The organism is Ruegeria sediminis, from assembly GCF_005938215.1.
In the GTDB taxonomy this organism is placed as follows: Bacteria; Pseudomonadota; Alphaproteobacteria; order Rhodobacterales; family Rhodobacteraceae; genus Ruegeria; species Ruegeria sediminis.
This window is the reverse complement of record NZ_VCPD01000003.1, coordinates 269,289-285,507: the sequence shown is the minus strand read 5'-3', so window position 1 is coordinate 285,507 and position 16,219 is coordinate 269,289. Positions and strand designations below refer to the sequence as shown.

General features: G+C 65.2%; 13 protein-coding genes. 7 read left to right on the top strand and 6 right to left on the bottom strand.

What is annotated here, in order from left to right; translation table 11 throughout:
- Positions 1–2: 2 nt before the first annotated feature.
- Together FGK63_RS09865 and FGK63_RS09860 are read right to left on the bottom strand one after the other, a co-directional pair.
- Complete coding sequence (locus tag FGK63_RS09865) at positions 3–788, bottom strand: inositol monophosphatase family protein (RefSeq protein ID WP_138841687.1); 786 nt, start codon at positions 786–788, stop codon at positions 3–5.
- A gap of 109 nt (positions 789–897) precedes the next feature.
- On the bottom strand, positions 898–1,803 hold the full coding sequence (locus tag FGK63_RS09860; RefSeq protein WP_138841685.1) for a LysR family transcriptional regulator: 906 nt from the start codon (positions 1,801–1,803) through the stop codon (positions 898–900).
- A 97-nt stretch (positions 1,804–1,900) separates the two neighbouring features.
- Between FGK63_RS09860 and metF the strand changes: the two genes are divergently transcribed.
- Together metF and FGK63_RS09850 are read left to right on the top strand one after the other, a co-directional pair.
- Entirely contained in the window at positions 1,901–2,767 is an 867-nt protein-coding gene (metF, locus tag FGK63_RS09855) for a methylenetetrahydrofolate reductase [NAD(P)H] (protein WP_138841683.1), read from the top strand.
- A 60-nt stretch (positions 2,768–2,827) separates the two neighbouring features.
- Positions 2,828–3,313 carry a PaaI family thioesterase gene (locus tag FGK63_RS09850; protein WP_138841681.1) on the top strand — a complete coding sequence of 162 codons (486 nt, stop codon included), beginning with the start codon at positions 2,828–2,830 and terminating at the stop codon, positions 3,311–3,313.
- 4 nt (positions 3,314–3,317) lie between these two features.
- Here the strand turns inward: FGK63_RS09850 and FGK63_RS09845 are convergent, their stop codons facing one another.
- Positions 3,318–4,394, bottom strand: coding sequence for a DUF2235 domain-containing protein (locus FGK63_RS09845; RefSeq protein ID WP_138841679.1), 1,077 nt, complete (start codon positions 4,392–4,394; stop codon positions 3,318–3,320).
- Positions 4,395–5,039: 645 nt separating this feature from the next.
- On the opposite strand from FGK63_RS09845, the gene FGK63_RS09835 reads away from it, so the two are divergent.
- Both FGK63_RS09835 and FGK63_RS09830 read left to right on the top strand, forming a co-directional pair.
- Entirely contained in the window at positions 5,040–8,129 is a 3,090-nt protein-coding gene (locus tag FGK63_RS09835) for a valine--tRNA ligase (protein WP_138841675.1), read from the top strand.
- A 73-nt stretch (positions 8,130–8,202) separates the two neighbouring features.
- Positions 8,203–9,456, top strand: a complete 1,254-nt coding sequence (locus FGK63_RS09830; protein ID WP_342777324.1) for a benzoate/H(+) symporter BenE family transporter — start codon at positions 8,203–8,205, stop codon at positions 9,454–9,456.
- On the opposite strand, the gene FGK63_RS09825 is transcribed toward FGK63_RS09830, so the two are convergent.
- The gene (locus FGK63_RS09825; protein ID WP_138841671.1) at positions 9,457–10,239 is read right to left on the bottom strand and encodes a crotonase/enoyl-CoA hydratase family protein; all 783 of its coding nucleotides are present in this window, start codon (positions 10,237–10,239) and stop codon (positions 9,457–9,459) included.
- A 73-nt stretch (positions 10,240–10,312) separates the two neighbouring features.
- Entirely contained in the window at positions 10,313–11,383 is a 1,071-nt protein-coding gene (locus tag FGK63_RS09820) for an SMP-30/gluconolactonase/LRE family protein (protein WP_138841669.1), read from the bottom strand.
- Positions 11,384–11,475: 92 nt separating this feature from the next.
- On the opposite strand from FGK63_RS09820, the gene FGK63_RS09815 reads away from it, so the two are divergent.
- Together FGK63_RS09815 and FGK63_RS09810 are read left to right on the top strand one after the other, a co-directional pair.
- Positions 11,476–12,582 (top strand): pyridoxal phosphate-dependent aminotransferase, encoded by a 1,107-nt coding sequence (locus FGK63_RS09815; protein WP_138841667.1) that lies wholly within the window; start codon positions 11,476–11,478, stop codon positions 12,580–12,582.
- A 73-nt stretch (positions 12,583–12,655) separates the two neighbouring features.
- Positions 12,656–12,835 carry a hypothetical protein gene (locus FGK63_RS09810; protein WP_138841665.1) on the top strand — a complete coding sequence of 60 codons (180 nt, stop codon included), beginning with the start codon at positions 12,656–12,658 and terminating at the stop codon, positions 12,833–12,835.
- Positions 12,836–12,850: 15 nt separating this feature from the next.
- On the opposite strand, the gene FGK63_RS09805 is transcribed toward FGK63_RS09810, so the two are convergent.
- A complete protein-coding gene (locus FGK63_RS09805) occupies positions 12,851–14,062 on the bottom strand; it encodes a pyridoxal-phosphate-dependent aminotransferase family protein (protein WP_138841663.1) in 1,212 nt (403 codons plus the stop codon).
- Positions 14,063–14,351: 289 nt separating this feature from the next.
- Between FGK63_RS09805 and FGK63_RS09800 the strand changes: the two genes are divergently transcribed.
- Complete coding sequence (locus FGK63_RS09800; protein WP_171052614.1) at positions 14,352–16,217, top strand: ABC transporter ATP-binding protein; 1,866 nt, start codon at positions 14,352–14,354, stop codon at positions 16,215–16,217.
- Positions 16,218–16,219 lie beyond the last annotated feature (2 nt).

Genomic DNA, 16,219 nt, shown 5'->3' with positions numbered 1-16,219 from the left:
CGTCAGCCCCGGATCACCTTGGCGAAGCCGTCGAAAATCGGCTCGTTGGCGCAGATCACCTCGCCGTCCGACAGGACGTCGCCCTCGGGGTTCAGCGGCTGCACCAGCCCGCCCGCCTCTTTCACGATGATGATGCCCGCGGCCAGGTCCCAGGCCTTCAGCCGGCGTTCCCAGAACCCCTCGTAGCGGCCCGCCGCCACATAGGCCATGTCAAGCGCCGCCGAGCCCCAGCGCCGCACCCCGGCGCAGACCGGCATGATGCGGGCAAGGTCCTGCAGCGTCGCCGGCAGGTCCGAACGGCCGCCATAGGGCAGCCCGGTCGCGAACACCGACTCGATCATCCGGTGCCGCCCCGACACGCGGATGCGGCTTTCGTTCATCCAGGCGCCTTCGCCTTTCTCGGCAAAGTACATCTCGTCCTTGGCGGCATCGTAGATCACCCCCGCGACGACCTTGCCCTTGTGCTCCAGCGCGATCGAGATCGCCCAGTGCGGCAGGCCGTGCAGAAAGTTGGTGGTTCCGTCCAGCGGATCGACGATCCAGCGCCGGGTCGGATCCTCGCCCGCGATCTCGCCGCCCTCTTCCGCGATCCAGCCATAGGTCGGGCGCGCGCCCATCAACTCTTCCCTCAGGATCTTCTCGGCCGCGATATCCGCCTTGGACACGAAATCGCCCGCCCCCTTCATCGACACCTGCAGGTTCTCGACTTCGCGGAAATCCTTGACCAGCGACCGCCCCGCCTTGCGCGCGGCCTTGATCATGATGTTGAGATTTGCACTGCCAATCATTGTGGTGGGGCTCCTGTCCGGTCAAACCGCGCGTATACTGGCGCAGCGCAGGCTTGCCAAGAGGCAAGACGCGCATGGCAGCCCCCGCGATCTTGCCCGGCCCGCCGCCCTATTGCGCCTGCAGCTTGCGCGCCTCGCTGCGGGCAAGGCCCACCAGTTCCTGAACGAAGGGCTTTTCCAGATCCTCGGCCCGCACCGCGGCGTAGAGCCGCCGGGTGATCCCTTCTTTCGTCAATGGCCGCGTCACGTAGTCCGAGTTGTACTTGACCTCGCGCACGACCCAGTCCGGCAGCACCGACACCCCCCGGTTCGACGCGACCAGCAGCAGGATCACCGCCGTCAACTCCACTTGCCGGATCGCCGCCGGCTCCACCCGGGCCGGGATCAGCAACTGGCTGAACACGTCCAGCCGCGTGCGTTCGACCGGATAGGTGATCAGGGTCTGGCCCCGGAAATCCTCGGCCTCGACATAGGGCTTTTCCGCCAGCGGATGCGTCGCGGCGGCCACGAAGACGGGGTTGTAGTCGAACAGTTCCACGAACTCGACGCCCGGCAGGTCCTCGGGGTCCGACGACACCACCAGGTCCACCTCCTCCTTCTGCAGCGCCGGCAGCGCGTCGAAGGCCAGCCCGGGGCGGATATCGACATCCACATCCGGCCAGGACTTGCGGAACGCCTCAAGCACCGGGAACAGCCACTCGAAACAGGCGTGGCACTCGATGGCGATATGCATCCGACCCGCCCGCCCGTCGCGCAGCGACGAGAACTCGGCCTGCATCGCCTCGACCTGCGGCAGGATCTGCTCGGCCAGCCGCAGCAGGCGCAGGCCCGCCGCCGACAGTTTCATCGGCTTCGACCGGCGCAGGAACAGCTCGACCCCGGCCTGATCCTCCAACCCCTTGATCTGATGGCTCAAAGCCGACTGGGTGATGTTCAGCTGATCCGCCGCGCGGGCCAGACCGCCGCAATCATGGATCGCCTTGATCGTGCGAAGATGACGAAATTCGATGTGCATCCCTAAGTGTAACTCATGTTGTTGTTGAGCAATATGAGTTTGTCTCACAACTTGGATTGTGCGACAAGAGATCAAATCCAACGAGGTGAGAGACAAAATGACCGCGCCCGAAATTTCCTTCGAGTTCTTTCCGCCTCAGTCGCTCGAGGCTTCGTTCCGCCTGTGGGACACGGTGCACGCCCTCGCGCCGCTGGGCCCGCGGTTCGTCTCGGTCACCTACGGCGCCGGCGGCACCACCCGCGAACTGACGCGCGAGGCGGTGGCCACCCTGCACAAGCATTCCGGCCTCAACGTGGCGGCGCACCTGACCTGCGTGCGCGCCACCAGGGAAGAAACCCTCGACATCGCGGACCAGTTCGCCGAGGCCGGCGTCACCGACATCGTCGCCCTGCGCGGCGACCCGCCCAAGGGCGAAGGCCGGTTCCAGCAGCATCCCGGCGGTTTCGCCAATTCCGTCGAACTGATCGAGGCGCTGGCCGGTACCGGCAAGTTCACCATCCGCGTCGCCGCCTATCCCGACATCCACCCCGAGGCGTCCAGCTTCGCCGCCGACGTGGACTGGCTCAAGGCCAAGCTCGACGCGGGCGCGGACGAGGCGCTGACGCAGTTCTTCTTCGAGGCCGAGACCTTCTTCCGGTTCCGCGACGCCTGCGCCAAGGCGGGGATCGACAAGCCGATCACCCCCGGCATCCTGCCGATCGAGAACTGGAAAGGCGCCCGCAACTTCGCCCGGCGCTGCGGCACGCGCATTCCGGCCTGGGTGGAACATGCCTTCGAACGGGCCGCCCGCGACGGCCGCGAAGACCTGCTGGCGACCGTTCTGTGCACCGAGCTGTGCACCGACCTGATCGAGGGCGGCGTGGACAAGCTGCATTTCTACACGCTCAACCGCCCCGAACTGACCCGCGACGTGTGCCACGCCTTGGGCGTCGCGCCGAAAGTCGCGCTGCAGAACGTCGCGTAAAACTTGCCCGGAAATTCCCGGCTGATAGCGTTCCCCGAAAAATCACGGGGAACGCGCCTGATGCATTACGCCAAGGGAATCGACGAACTTTTGGGCCCGGCCGACTTGGCCAGCATGTCGGGGCTCGAGTTCATGCAGGGCATTCTGGACGGGCGCGTGCCCGCGCCGCCGATCTCCGAAACCCTGGGCTACCACCTGCACTCGGTGGAAGAAGGGCGGGTGGCGTTCCGCGGCAGCCCGACCTTTTCGGTCTGCAACCCCCTCGGGGCGGTGCATGGCGGCTGGTACGGCACGCTGCTGGACAGCGCGATGGCCTGCGCGGTCCAGACCCGCGTGCCCAGCGGCGCCGCCTACACGACGCTGGAATACAAGATCAACATCATCCGCGGCATCCCGCTGGGAACCGAAATCGAATGCGTGGGCGAGGCCGATCACGTCGGCCGCTCGACCGGCGTGGCGCATGGCGAGATCCGCGGGGTCGAGGACGGGCGCCTCTACGCCACCGGATCCACGACCTGCATCGTCCTGAACCTGCCGCGCGGCTGACCCCTCACTGGGCCGGGTGCGATTGCGGCTCCGGCGCCGGCACCCATTCCGGCAGCGTCTCGGGCGTCACGGATTCGTGCAGCCGCTCCGAGCGGTCGCGCCCGACATGGCGGTGCCCCCTTAGCAGAAAGATCTTGCCCCAGCCCCGCCAGGTGCCGACGGAGGGCGCGGCCGGATCGACCGGGAACCTGCCGCGCCAGTCGGCCGGCAGCGGCAGCCCCAGCCGTTCCGCCTGATCCAGCATCCAGACCAGCGACACGTTGGCCAGCGGGCGGGCCTCTTCGTACCCGCAAAGCTGGCCGCCCACATCGCCATGCGTGCCGCGGAACCAGACCTGTTCGATATGGCCGTTGAACTCCGGCGCGCAGTCCCACAGCACCGGCGAGAACACCTCGCGCGTCTCGTCCAGCGCCAGCGCGTGATAGCCGTGGCGGACGCTGGGACCAAGCTGGTGGTTGTGAAAGGCGTGGCGCTGCTCGGCCAGGCGCCACAGCAGCGGCAGCCGCAGGCCCAGCGCCTTGACGGTGTCCCACACGCCCACCATCTCGATCGGCACCTCGTCGTGGCAGAACTGCTTGCGGAACTCGGCGGCATGTTCGCCGTCCGGATTGCATTCGTAATGCCGGTAGGCCTGCTTGATGTTGCGCTCGGTGGCATGTTCGGCCTTCAGCAACCCGACCATGTCGATGACTCCGGCCAGGCTGCGCACCCCGAACGCGCCGCGCGAATAGCCGATCAGGAAGATCCTGTCGCCGGGCTTGTAGCGCGAGGCGAGATAGCCGTAGGCCCGGCGGATCTGGCGGTTGATCCCCCGCCCCATGATAACGTCCGGCGTGGTCCGCCAGTCCTTCCACTGGACCCCGGCCTCGTAGAACACCGACGCCTGCGCGCCCATCTCGCAGAGCAGCCGGTAGGTCCGGCCCGCATGGGTCTCGAACCCGGGTTCGAGCGTGGACATCGTCCCGTCCAGGATGATCACATGCGACAGCGGCTCGCGGTGCCTGGATTCCGCGGAATGCTCGGACCGCAACGGCCGCCCAAGCCATCCCAGAATTTTCCTACTCAGCCTCGACAGTACCATTTTTCAGCCTTCAGACCCTTCGGGACATGCAGGACCAACCGGCCATTGCACCCCGTACTCACATCTCGTCCCCGGACACCATCCCGCGCCGCGACCGCAGCCGCGATGCCGGCACCGAGGTTACATGAATCATGTGTACGCCCGCGTCGCCGCGCAAGATCACCGCCCCAAACATCGGCGTGATCAGGCATCCATCCCCGTCCTGCATCACCCGCCGGGTCGATCCGCGCCCCGCGCCGCGCGCGCCCTGAATTCCCTTGTCCCTCGGTTGAGACCGGGCTGCCCAGAATACCAAAACCACCGCTTTTTGTATAGCCGCCGCGACGGCCCGAGCGGGCGCCGAACCGCATCACGAATCCGGCATCCGGGTCCGGCGCCGGGCGATCCCGGCCCGGCGGCGACGGCGCGCGGCCCCGCCGCGGCGCGCGAAAAGTCTCGTGGTCAAAGCTCACGTCGCTCTCCTCGACACCCATCCTACCAGCAAGATATGGCGTGAATGCGGCGGCCATGCCGCCCGGCGCCGCCGCGGGCCGAACCGGGCGTTGCGGACGCGATCCCCAAGAAAACGCGCAAAGCCTTCCCCTTCGCGCGCCCTTTCGCTATTGCAGGCCTCGACTTCGAAAACGAACACGCAGGATTAGCCTCATGGCGATGGAAAAGACGTTCAACGCGGCCGAAGCCGAAGCCCGCATCTACAAGGCCTGGGAAGAGGCCGGAGCCTTCAAGGCGGGCGCGAACAAATCGCGCGACGAAACCTTCACCATCATGATCCCGCCGCCGAACGTGACCGGGGCGCTGCATGTGGGCCACGCCTTCAACAACACCCTGCAGGACATCCTGATCCGCTGGCACCGGATGCGCGGCTTCGACACGCTCTGGCAGCCCGGCCAGGACCATGCCGGCATCGCCACCCAGCTGCAGGTCGAAAAGATGCTGGCCGCGACCCAGCAGCCCGGCCGCCGCGAGCTGGGCCGCGAGGCGTTCCTGGAAAAGGTGTGGGAATGGAAAGGCCAGTACGGCGGCACCATCATCGAACAGCTCAAGCGCCTCGGCGCGTCCTGCGACTGGTCGCGCAACGCCTTCACCATGGCGGGCGCGCCCGGCGACCCGCGCACAGGGCATGAAAACAGCCCCAACTTCCACGACGCCGTCATCAGGGTCTTCGTGGACATGTACGAAAAGGGCTACATCTACCGCGGCAAGCGGCTGGTGAACTGGGACCCGCATTTTGAAACCGCCATCTCGGATCTCGAGGTCGAGAATATCGAGGTCGCGGGCCACATGTGGCACTTCAAGTACCCGCTGGCCGGGGGCGAGACCTATACCTATGTCGAAAAGGACGAAGACGGGAACGTCATCCTCGAAGAGGAACGCGACTACATCTCCATCGCCACCACCCGCCCCGAGACCATGCTGGGCGACGGCGCGGTGGCGGTGCATCCCTCGGACGAGCGCTATGCGCCGATCGTCGGCAAGCTCTGCGAAATCCCGGTCGGGCCGAAGGAACACCGCCGCCTGATCCCGATCATCACCGACGACTACCCGGACCCGGATTTCGGCTCGGGCGCGGTCAAGATCACCGGCGCGCATGATTTCAACGACTATGCCGTCGCCAAGCGCGGCAACATCCCCTGCTACCGCCTGATGGACACGCGCGGCCACATGCGCGACGACGGCGCGCCCTATGCGGCCGAGGCCGCCAAGGCGCAGGATCTGGTGGGCCGCACCGACTTCACCGAAGGCCAGGTTGACGCGATCAACCTGGTCCCGGACGAATACCGCGGCATGGGCCGTTTCGAATGCCGCAAGAAGGTCGTCGCCGACATCGACGCCGAGGGCCTGATGATCGAGGTCGAGGACAAGCCGATCATGCAGCCCTTCGGAGACCGTTCCAAGGTGGTGATCGAACCGATGCTGACCGACCAGTGGTTCGTCGATGCCGAACAGGTCGTCGGCCCCGCGCTCGCGGCCGTGCGCTCGGGCGAGGTCAGGATCATCCCCGAGTCGGGCGAAAAGACCTATTACCACTGGCTGGAAAACATCGAGCCCTGGTGCATCTCGCGCCAGCTCTGGTGGGGGCACCAGATCCCGGTCTGGTACGGGCTCGACCTGTCCGCCGACGAGTTCCGCGACGACGAGAACGACGGCGACCTGGACCTGGTCGAACTGGGCCGCCTGCTGAACGAGGGCGGCATGTTGCATCGCGGCCACGTGCTGCATTGCGCCGCGTCCTTCGACGAGGTCGTCGAGCGGTTCATGGACGACAACGCCGACATCCCCAGCCCCCTCAGCCACGCCACCGTCATCGAGGTGGCGGACAAGCACGAGGCCATCCACCAGTTCGCCGAAAGCCTCGCCCATTACGCGGTCGATCAGGACCCGACCAAACTGGTCTACCCGGTCTGGCGCGACCCCGACGTGCTCGACACCTGGTTCTCGTCGGGCCTCTGGCCGATCGGCACGCTGGGCTGGCCGGACCAGACCGAAGAGCTTGAGAAATACTTCCCCACCGATGTCCTGGTCACCGGCTTCGACATCCTGTTCTTCTGGGTCGCCCGGATGATGATGATGCAGCTTGCGGTCGTGAACGACATCCCGTTCCACACCGTCTACCTGCACCAGCTCGTCCGCGACGAGAAGGGCAAGAAGATGTCCAAGACCACCGGCAACGTCATCGACCCGCTGGAAATCGTGGACGAGTTCGGCGCCGACGCGCTGCGCTTCACCAACGCATCGATGGCGGCGATCGGCGGCGTGCTGAAACTGTCGAAGGAGCGCATCACCGGCTACCGCAACTTCGGCACCAAGCTTTGGAACGCGGTCCGTTTTGCCGAAATGAACGGCGTCTACGATGGTACAAACCGGACACCGGCCGATCTGGAACATGTACAAAACGCACAAAACGCCGTGAATCGCTGGATCATCGGCGAAACCGCCCGCGTCCGCGAAGAGGTGGACGCGGCACTAGAAAGCTACCGCTTCAACGACGCCGCCAACGCGTTGTACGCCTTCGTCTGGGGCAAGGTCTGCGACTGGTACGTGGAGCTATCGAAGCCGCTCCTGCAGGGTGAAGACGTTGATTCCAAAGACGAAACTCAGGCCACCATGCGCTGGGTGATGGACCAGTGCCTGGTCCTGCTGCACCCATTCATGCCGTTTGTCACCGAGGAACTCTGGGGCCTGACCGGCGACCGCGCCAAGATGCTGGTCCACGCCGACTGGCCCGGCTACAAGGCCGCCGACCTGATCGATTCCGAGGCCGACCGCGAGATGAACTGGGTCATTTCGGTGATCGAAAACACCCGCTCGGCGCGTGCCCAGATGCGGGTGCCCGCCGGCCTCTATGTGCCTATGATCGTTACGGAAATCGACGCTCACGGCCAGGCCGCGTGGGACCGGAACGAGGCGCTGATCAAGCGTCTGGCGCGGATCGACAGCCTGTCCAAGGCCGCGTCCCTGCCCAAGGGCACCATCTCGATTTCAGCGCCTGGAGCCGCCTTCGGCCTGCCGCTGGCGGACATCATCGACATCGGCGCCGAGAAGGACCGCCTTGAAAAGGCCAAGGGCAAGCTGGCCAAGGAACTCGGCGGCCTGCGCGGACGTCTCAACAATCCCAAATTCGTGGAATCCGCACCGGAGGACGTGGTCGAAGAAGCCAAGGCCAACCTCGCCGCCCGCGAGGAGGAAGAAGCGCGGATCGACGAGGCGCTCGCCCGTCTGGCCGAGATCGCCTGATCCGCTCTCGCGCTCTCTAAAACTCGAAACCCCGCCGGGCGACCGGCGGGGTTTTCCGTTTTATTGCAGATGCTTGCCCCAATCCTCTGTTCCTCGCCCGCCCCGCTTGATAGCTTGCGCACAGACCGCAAGCGAGGACCTGATGAGCCGCCTTCTTCCGCCCATGCAAACCGTTTCAACCGGCTTGGTCGTCGCCGTCGTCGGCTTTTTCAGCTCCTTCCCGATCGTCCTTCAGGGACTTGCCGGCATCGGCGCGTCCGCTGACGAAGCCGCGTCCGGGCTGATGGCGGCGGCAGTTTCGATGGGGATCACCGGCGTTCTTCTCAGCCTTTGGTACCGCGCGCCGATCAGCGTTGCATGGTCAACTCCGGGCGCTGCCTTGCTGGCCGTCTCCGCCACCCCCGCCGAGGGGTTCTCGGGCGCCATCGGGGCCTTCCTTTGCGCCGGCGCCTTGACCGTTCTCGCCGGCCTGTGGAAGCCCTTGGCCCGGCTGGCTGCCTCGATTCCGACGTCGCTGGCCCAGGCCATGCTGGCAGGCGTCCTGCTGCCCTTGTGCATCACGCCTTTCCGGGCCGCTGCCGAACTGCCGCTGCAGACCCTGCCCGTCATCCTGACCTGGTTCATCGCGGGGCGGATCAGCCGGGCTTTCGCTGTGCCCGCCGCGGTGCTGGCCGCGATGTTGATGGTCATCCTGAATGCGGGCGGCCAGTCGGTGATCCCCGATCAGATCCTGACCAAGCCGGTGCTGACCGCGCCGAGTTTTTCGCTTGCCACGGCCATAGGCATCGGAATTCCATTGTTCATCGTCACGATGGCGACCCAGAACATCCCCGGAATCGCGGTCCTGCGCAGCTATGGCTATACTCCGCCGGCCGGCCCGCTGTTGTCGTCGGCCGGAGGAGCCAGCCTGCTTTTCGCGCCTTTCGGGGCGCCCGCAACCTGCCTTGCCGCCATTACCGCCGCTATGTGCTCGAACGAGGACAGCCATCCCGATCCGACGCTACGCTACTGGTCGGCGGTGATGGCGGGGGTGTTCTATTGCCTTTTCGGGGTCTTCGCTGCCGCGATCACGGGTTTTGCGGCGCACGCGCATCCGCTGCTGATGGGCACGCTGACCGGCATCGCCCTGATCGGTGTATTCGCCAACGCGACCTTCGCTGCACTTGAAGTTCAGGCCGAGCGAGAAGCGGCGATCCTGACCTTCGCCATCACGGCCTCGGGCGTTACCGTCTTCGGCATCGGTGCCGCCGTCTGGGGTCTGCTGGCAGGCAGCGCGGCCTTCTGGATCACGCGGCGGACGAGGCCAGAGAACATTGCACGGCGCTGATCACTTGAACGCAGGCTTGCGGCCCTGCATCTGCGCCGCAACGACCTCCATCTGGTCCGGCTTGCCGATCAGTTGCACCTGTTCGCTGGATTCCGCCATCAACACTTCTTCGCGGTCCTTGCTTTCGGCGACTTCGATCAGCCGTTTGGCGGCCCGGATGCCCGAAGGGCTCTTGCCCGCGATTTCCTCGGCCAGCGCGATCGCCTCGTTCAGCGGATCCTCCGCAACCTGCGTCACAAGCCCCCATTCGGCCGCCTGATGCGCATTGATGGGCCGCGCCGTGTAGGTGAGCAGGCGCAGCACGTCCGAGCGCACCAGTTTCGGCAACAGCACCATGCCGCCCAGATCGGGCACGATGCCCCATTTCATCTCCATCACCGACCATTTGGAGTCCGGGTGCGCGATGCGGATATCCGCGCCCAGCGCCAGCTGCAGACCGCCGCCATAGGCCACGCCCTGAACCGCGCAGATGACCGGCACCGGCACGCGGCGCCAGATCATCACCAGTTCCTGCATTTCATTGGTGTCCCCATGGGACCGCGACAGCAGCCAGTCGCTGGGGTCGATCTGACCCATCTTCGCGAAACTGGCCAGGTCCAGCCCGGCGCAAAAGCTCTTGCCCTCGCCCGACAGCACCACTGCGCGCGCATCCGAAGCGGCGACCTCCTGACCCGCGGCGATGATCGCCTTGACCATCGCGTCATCCAGCGCGTTCAACTTGTCCCCACGGGTCAATGTGACGTGTGCGATGTGATCCTTGTATTCGACAGATACGCGCGCCATGCGGGCCTCCCAGCTTCGTTTCGGCGATTTTGCCCGGAACGCCCGCGAGCTTCCACCACAACGTGGGGGCAGTTCACTGCAGATCCGAAACCGGCATCCTGCCGAACCAGGGCGAGTCGAGCGTCATGACGTAGAACCGGTCGCCGACGATCTTGCCGCCGGTCGTGATGCCCAGCCGCCCGTCGGGGTCCTGCAGCGTGCGCAGAATGCGACCTTCACCGTCGAAATGCACCATCATGCCGCGATGGATCGGGGCGGGGCGCACCAACGGTCCCAACCGCCAGACCACCTTTCGCAGGAACGGATAGGGCATCAGCTTTTCCGCCGGCACGCGCGGGCTGGCGAACGCCATCCAGTAGGTTCCGTTGCCCTGCGCCTCGAGATTGTCGGGATAGCCGGGCAGATTGTCGAGGAACACCTCCATTTCGCCGGTATTTTCGCCTTTCAGCCACAGCCGGTGGACACGTGCCCGGCCCGTCTCGGCGATCAGCAGGAAATCCTCGTCCGGCGAAAGCGCCACACCGTTGGTGTAGACGAACCCCTCGACCAGCTTTTCGACCGTACCGTCGGGATTGCGGCGAGCGACATAGCCGCTGTCCGACTGCTCCCATATCGTCAGGACCGATGTCGGCTTGGTCCCGCCCATCGTTTCCGGATCGAACCGGTCCGAGGAATTGGAGAAATAGACGGTTCCGTCGCGCGCCACGTCCAGTTGGTTGGCGTAGATCACCGGGGCTCCGTCGATCTCGGAAACCAGCGTCTCCAGCGTTCCCGGCCCGTCCCACCGCATCAGCCCGCGGTAACTGTCCGCGATGTAGAGCGCGCCATCCGGCCCGGCCTTGAGGCCCAGCGGACGCCCGCCCAGCCGGTCCACTTCGACGGGCTGGTCCTCGTCAATCCGGTAGAGCACACCCGACAGGCTCGTCGTGTAAACCGTCCCGTCGGGCATCACTGCCAGATCCTCGGGGCCGGTATCTTCGCCCGGCAGCGAGATCAGCGCCGCCTTGTCGAGGCCCCGGTTCTCGGCAAAGTCGCCGGAAAAGCCCAGCGAGACTGGCGGATGATAGGCCACAGGCTCGACCGGCACGGGCCAGAACAGAAGGTAGCCAGTCCCGGCCAGCAACAGGATCAGTAGAAAGCGCATGCAGTCCTCCGGCAACACAAGGCGCACCCTGCGTTCGTTCCCCGCATTACGCAAGCCTTGCCGAGGCCGGCGTCATTCGCTTATCTGCCGGCATGAGTGCTCCGCGATACACCCCGCTTGTCCAGTCCCTGCCCGCCACCGTGCCCTTCGTTGGCCCGGAAACGCACGAGCGTCAGCGCGGCGCGCCTTTCGTAGCGCGGTTGGGCGCCAACGAAAGCGTGTTCGGCCCCTCGCCGCGCGCGGCCGAGGCGATGGCCAAGGCGTCCGGCGAGATCTGGAAATACGGCGACGCGGAAAGCCATGACCTGAGACACGCTCTGGCCGAACACCACGGCGTGCAGCCCGAGAATATCATCGTCGGCGAGGGCATAGACGGGTTGCTGGGCTATCTCGTGCGCCTGATGGTTGGGCCCGGAGATACGGTTGTCACCTCGGAGGGCGCCTATCCGACGTTCAATTACCACGTGGCGGGATACGGGGGCGCGATTCACAAGGTGCCCTATTCCGACGACCGAGAGGATCCTGCGGCACTGTTCGCAAAGGCGGCCGAAGTGGATGCCAAGCTGGTCTACCTTGCCAACCCGGACAACCCGATGGGAAGCTGGCACAGGGGGGCCGAGGTCGTCGCCGCGATGGACGGGCTTCCCGAAGGAACGCTTCTGGTTCTGGACGAGGCTTATGTGGAATGCGCCCCCGAAGGAACCTCTGCGCCCGTCAGCGCCGATGATCCGCGCGTGATCCGGATGCGGACCTTTTCCAAGGTCTATGGCATGGCCGGCGCAAGGGTCGGATATGCCATCGGCGCGCCGGGTCTGATCGCGGCCTTCAACAAGGTCCGAAACCATTTCGGCATGAACCGCGCTGCCCAGGCCGGGGCGCTCGCCGCCTTGCAGGACAAGGACTGGTTGACCGAGGTGCAGACCCGGATCAAGGACGCGCGCCACCGGATCGGCGAAATCGCGGCGGAAAACGGGCTGATCCCGCTGCCCTCTGCGACCAACTTCGTCGCGATCGATTGCGGCCGGGATGGCGCCTTTGCCAAGGCGGTGCTCGATTCTCTGGTCGAACAGGGCGTTTTCGTTCGCATGCCTTTCGTCGCGCCCCAGAACCGTTGCATCCGGGTGAGTTGCGGTACCGAAGCGGATTTGAACGCATTCGCCAGGGCGCTGCCCCTGGCCCTGGCGGCGGCCCGCGGCTGATCGCGGCGGATTTACCTGACAAACGGGTAAAAGGCGCTAGGATGACTCCTGTCAGACAGGTCGGGAGGCAATCATGCGTGACCGAAATATTGGAAGGGCGCCGGATTACACGGTTGCCGCTCTGACAATGCTGGGCGTGAATCTTCTGTGGATCTTCTTCACGGTTTGGGCGCTCTGGGGGTTTCTGGCGGCGCTCGCACTGGCCTGGGCGTTGAACTATGGCATCACCCTGCTCTCGCGGCGCCCGCGCTGACGCAGGCTTCGCGCCTTATGCCTGACCGGATATCACGGCGGCCGCGGCCTCCAAGGCGCCTTCTCCACGCGGAACGTTCAGCGCGCGCAGGCCCGCATCGATACCGCCCAACACTCCCATGACCATGTGGCCGTTGAGGTGCCCCATGTGACCCAACCGGAAATAGTCGTCGCGGCCGGTCCCATCCGGTGCGGCCATGCCCAGGCCGATGCCAAGGGTCAGGCCGAGATTGGCCTCGGTCCACGTGCGCAATGCGGTCGCCTTCCCCTCGGGCAGCCGCAGCGCCGTCACCGCATGACTTCGGCAGACCCGGTCGGCGACGTTCAACTGCAATGCGCCGCCGCGCGACCAGATTTCGCAAGCCGTCCAGATCGCCTGTGCCAGCCGTTCATGCCGCGCCCAGACGTTCTCGATCCCTTCTTCGTGGATCATGCCCAACGCAGTCCGAAGCCCAAAAAGGTGATGTGTCGGCGCGGTGCCTCCGAAATACTCGTAGAAGAATTCCGGATTTGCGCGCGGCGCCCAATCCCAATATTTCGACACGCGCGGCATCGCGGCCCGTTTGGCCTGCGCCCTGTCGTTGAAGAACACGAAGCCCATGCCCGGCGGCACCATCAGCCCCTTCTGGCTGGCAGTGACGGTGACGTCGACGCCCCAGGTGTCCATCTCGAACCGGTCGCATCCCAGCGAGGCGATGCAATCGGCCATCAGCAGGGCCGGATGGTCCAGTTCGTCCAGCAGGGCCCGAAGCGCCGGAATGTCGTTGCGGATCGAACTGGACGTATCCACATGCACCGCCAGAACCGCCTTGATCCGGCGGGCGGTGTCCGCGCGAAGAGCCTCGGCGATCCGGTCCATGTCCCACGGCGAGGACTTGCCGAAATCGATCACTTCGGCCTCGGCTCCGATCCCGCGTGCCATCTCGGCCCACCCGTGAGTAAAACGTCCCGAGGCGGGTGCCAGCACGGATTCACCGGGGGCGATCACGTTCGACAGCGCGGCTTCCCAGGCCCCGTGCCCGTTCGCGATGTAGATGGCGACGTCGTGGCTGGTCCGCGCCACGCGGCGCAGGTCCTGGGTCAGCGCGGGCATCATGTCGACCAACTCGCCTGCATAGATGTTTGGCGCCGCGCGATGCATGGCCTGAAGCACCGCTTCCGGCATGACCGACGGCCCGGGTATCGCCAGATAGCCGCGCCCCTGAGCGAGAGAGAGTTTGTTCTTCATGACGCCTGCCTGAGTTTTGGCTCACACTAGCGGCGGCGCGGGTCCCGTCAATCCGCCATTGCCGCCGTAATACAAAGCAGACCATATCCCGCGACCGTCTGAAACTGCTCCGTTTCGTCCTGGCTACCCCATCTTCCTGATCCGTCCGCCTTCGCCACCCGGACGAGATGCCCGCAATGATCAAGCCGGTTCAACGGGCGCCCAAGCTTGCGCCGACCGGATGGCGCGCTTAAATGTGGCGGTCATGACCAGCGGCCAACAGCAATTCCCTGACAGGAAAGAAAAAACGATGCGCGCCAAACCGATGTCATCGGCCGAGTTGCTCGGTTGGCTCTGGACCGACTACCTGCGCAGCCGAATGTGGCTGCTGGGGGTCGCGATGATCTTCATGATCCTCGAAGGTTCGATGGTCGGCGCGCTCAGCTACATGATGCAGCCGATGTTCGACGAGATCTTCGTCAACGGCAATTCCGGGGCGCTCGGCTGGGTCAGCGCGGTGTTTTTCCTCATCTTCGTTGTCCGGGGCCTGTCGGGGGTCGTCCAGAAGACCCTTCTGACGCAGATTTCGCTGCAGACCGGAGCGCATATCCGGACGGACATGCTGAACCGTCTGATCCGGCAGGACACGTCGTTTCACCAGACCCATCCCCCCGGATACCTGATGCAGCGGGTCAATGCGGACGTGGGCGCCATCAACATGGTGTGGCGGGCGATCATCACCGGGGCAGGCAAGGACATGGTATCGCTCGTCGTGCTGCTTGGCGTCGCCATCAACGTCGATCTTGTCTGGACCGCCATCATGATGGTTGGCATTCCGCTGGTCCTGCTGCCGATTGCCGTCGCGCAAAGGTATGTGCGCAAGAAAGCCGCCAGCGCCCGCGACCTTGGGGCAGTGCTTTCGACCCGCCTGGACGAGATCTTTCACGGCATCGTGCCCATCAAGCTCAACATTCTGGAGGAATACCAGGTCCATCGCTACACCTCGCAGCAAAAGGGCTTCGTTCGCTCGGAAACTCGGGCGGCTCTGGGAACCGCCTCGATCACCGGGCTCATCGACATCATGGCGGGCCTGGGTTTCATGGGCGTCCTTCTCTACGGCGGCTCCGAGATCATCGCCGGCGAAAAGACCGTCGGCCAGTTCATGAGCTTCTTCACCGCCATCGGACTTGCCTTTGATCCGATGCGGCGGCTGGCCTCGGTCTCGGGCACCTGGCAGACGGCGGCGGCCTCGATGGAGAGGGTCAAGGAGTTGCTCGACGCGCCGATCCTGCTGCTGTCGCCAAAGAACCCGGTCGCAGCACCGACCGGGTTGCCGGACATCCGAGTTCGGGACGTGAAACTCAGTTACGGCAGCGCGCAGATCCTGCGCGGCCTGAGCCTGACGGCAGAGGCCGGCAAGACGACGGCGCTCATCGGCGCGTCTGGTGCGGGCAAATCGACCGTCTTCAACCTGCTGACACGGCTCGTAGACCCTCAGGCGGGAACGATCGAGGTCGGAGGCGTGGCCGTGAACCGGATGGCCCTGAACGACCTGAGAAACCTCTATTCGGTGGTCACGCAGGACGCGCTGCTGTTCGACGACACGCTGCGGGAAAACATTGTCCTGGGGCGCACGGATGTCTCCGCCGAGGAGTTGCAAGGCGTTCTGGATGCAGCCCATGTCTCGGACTTCCTGCCCAAACTCGAGAACGGGCTCGACACGCTCGTAGGCTTGCGGGGATCCGCACTGTCAGGCGGGCAGAGGCAACGCGTGGTGATCGCCCGCGCACTGTTGCGGAACACACCGATCCTGCTCTTGGACGAGGCCACCTCGGCGCTTGACGCCCAGTCGGAAAAGGTGGTTCAGGCGGCGCTGGATCAACTGTCCGAAGGGCGCACGACCATCGTCATTGCCCACCGCCTTTCCACCATTCGCAACGCCGACAAGATCGTCGTCATGGATCGCGGTCAGGTCGTCGATGAGGGCACGCATGAAGAACTGCTGGCGCGCGGCGGCCTCTATGCCGATCTCTACCGGCTGCAATTCGAGGACGGTCTGACCGTGGTCGACCCTGACGGAGTGGCGGCTCTGCGCCCGACAGCGGCGGAAAACGAGGCGCCGCCGCAAAACTGGCTGCAGAAATTCGTTTCGCGCATGTTGGGAAACAATTCCTGACG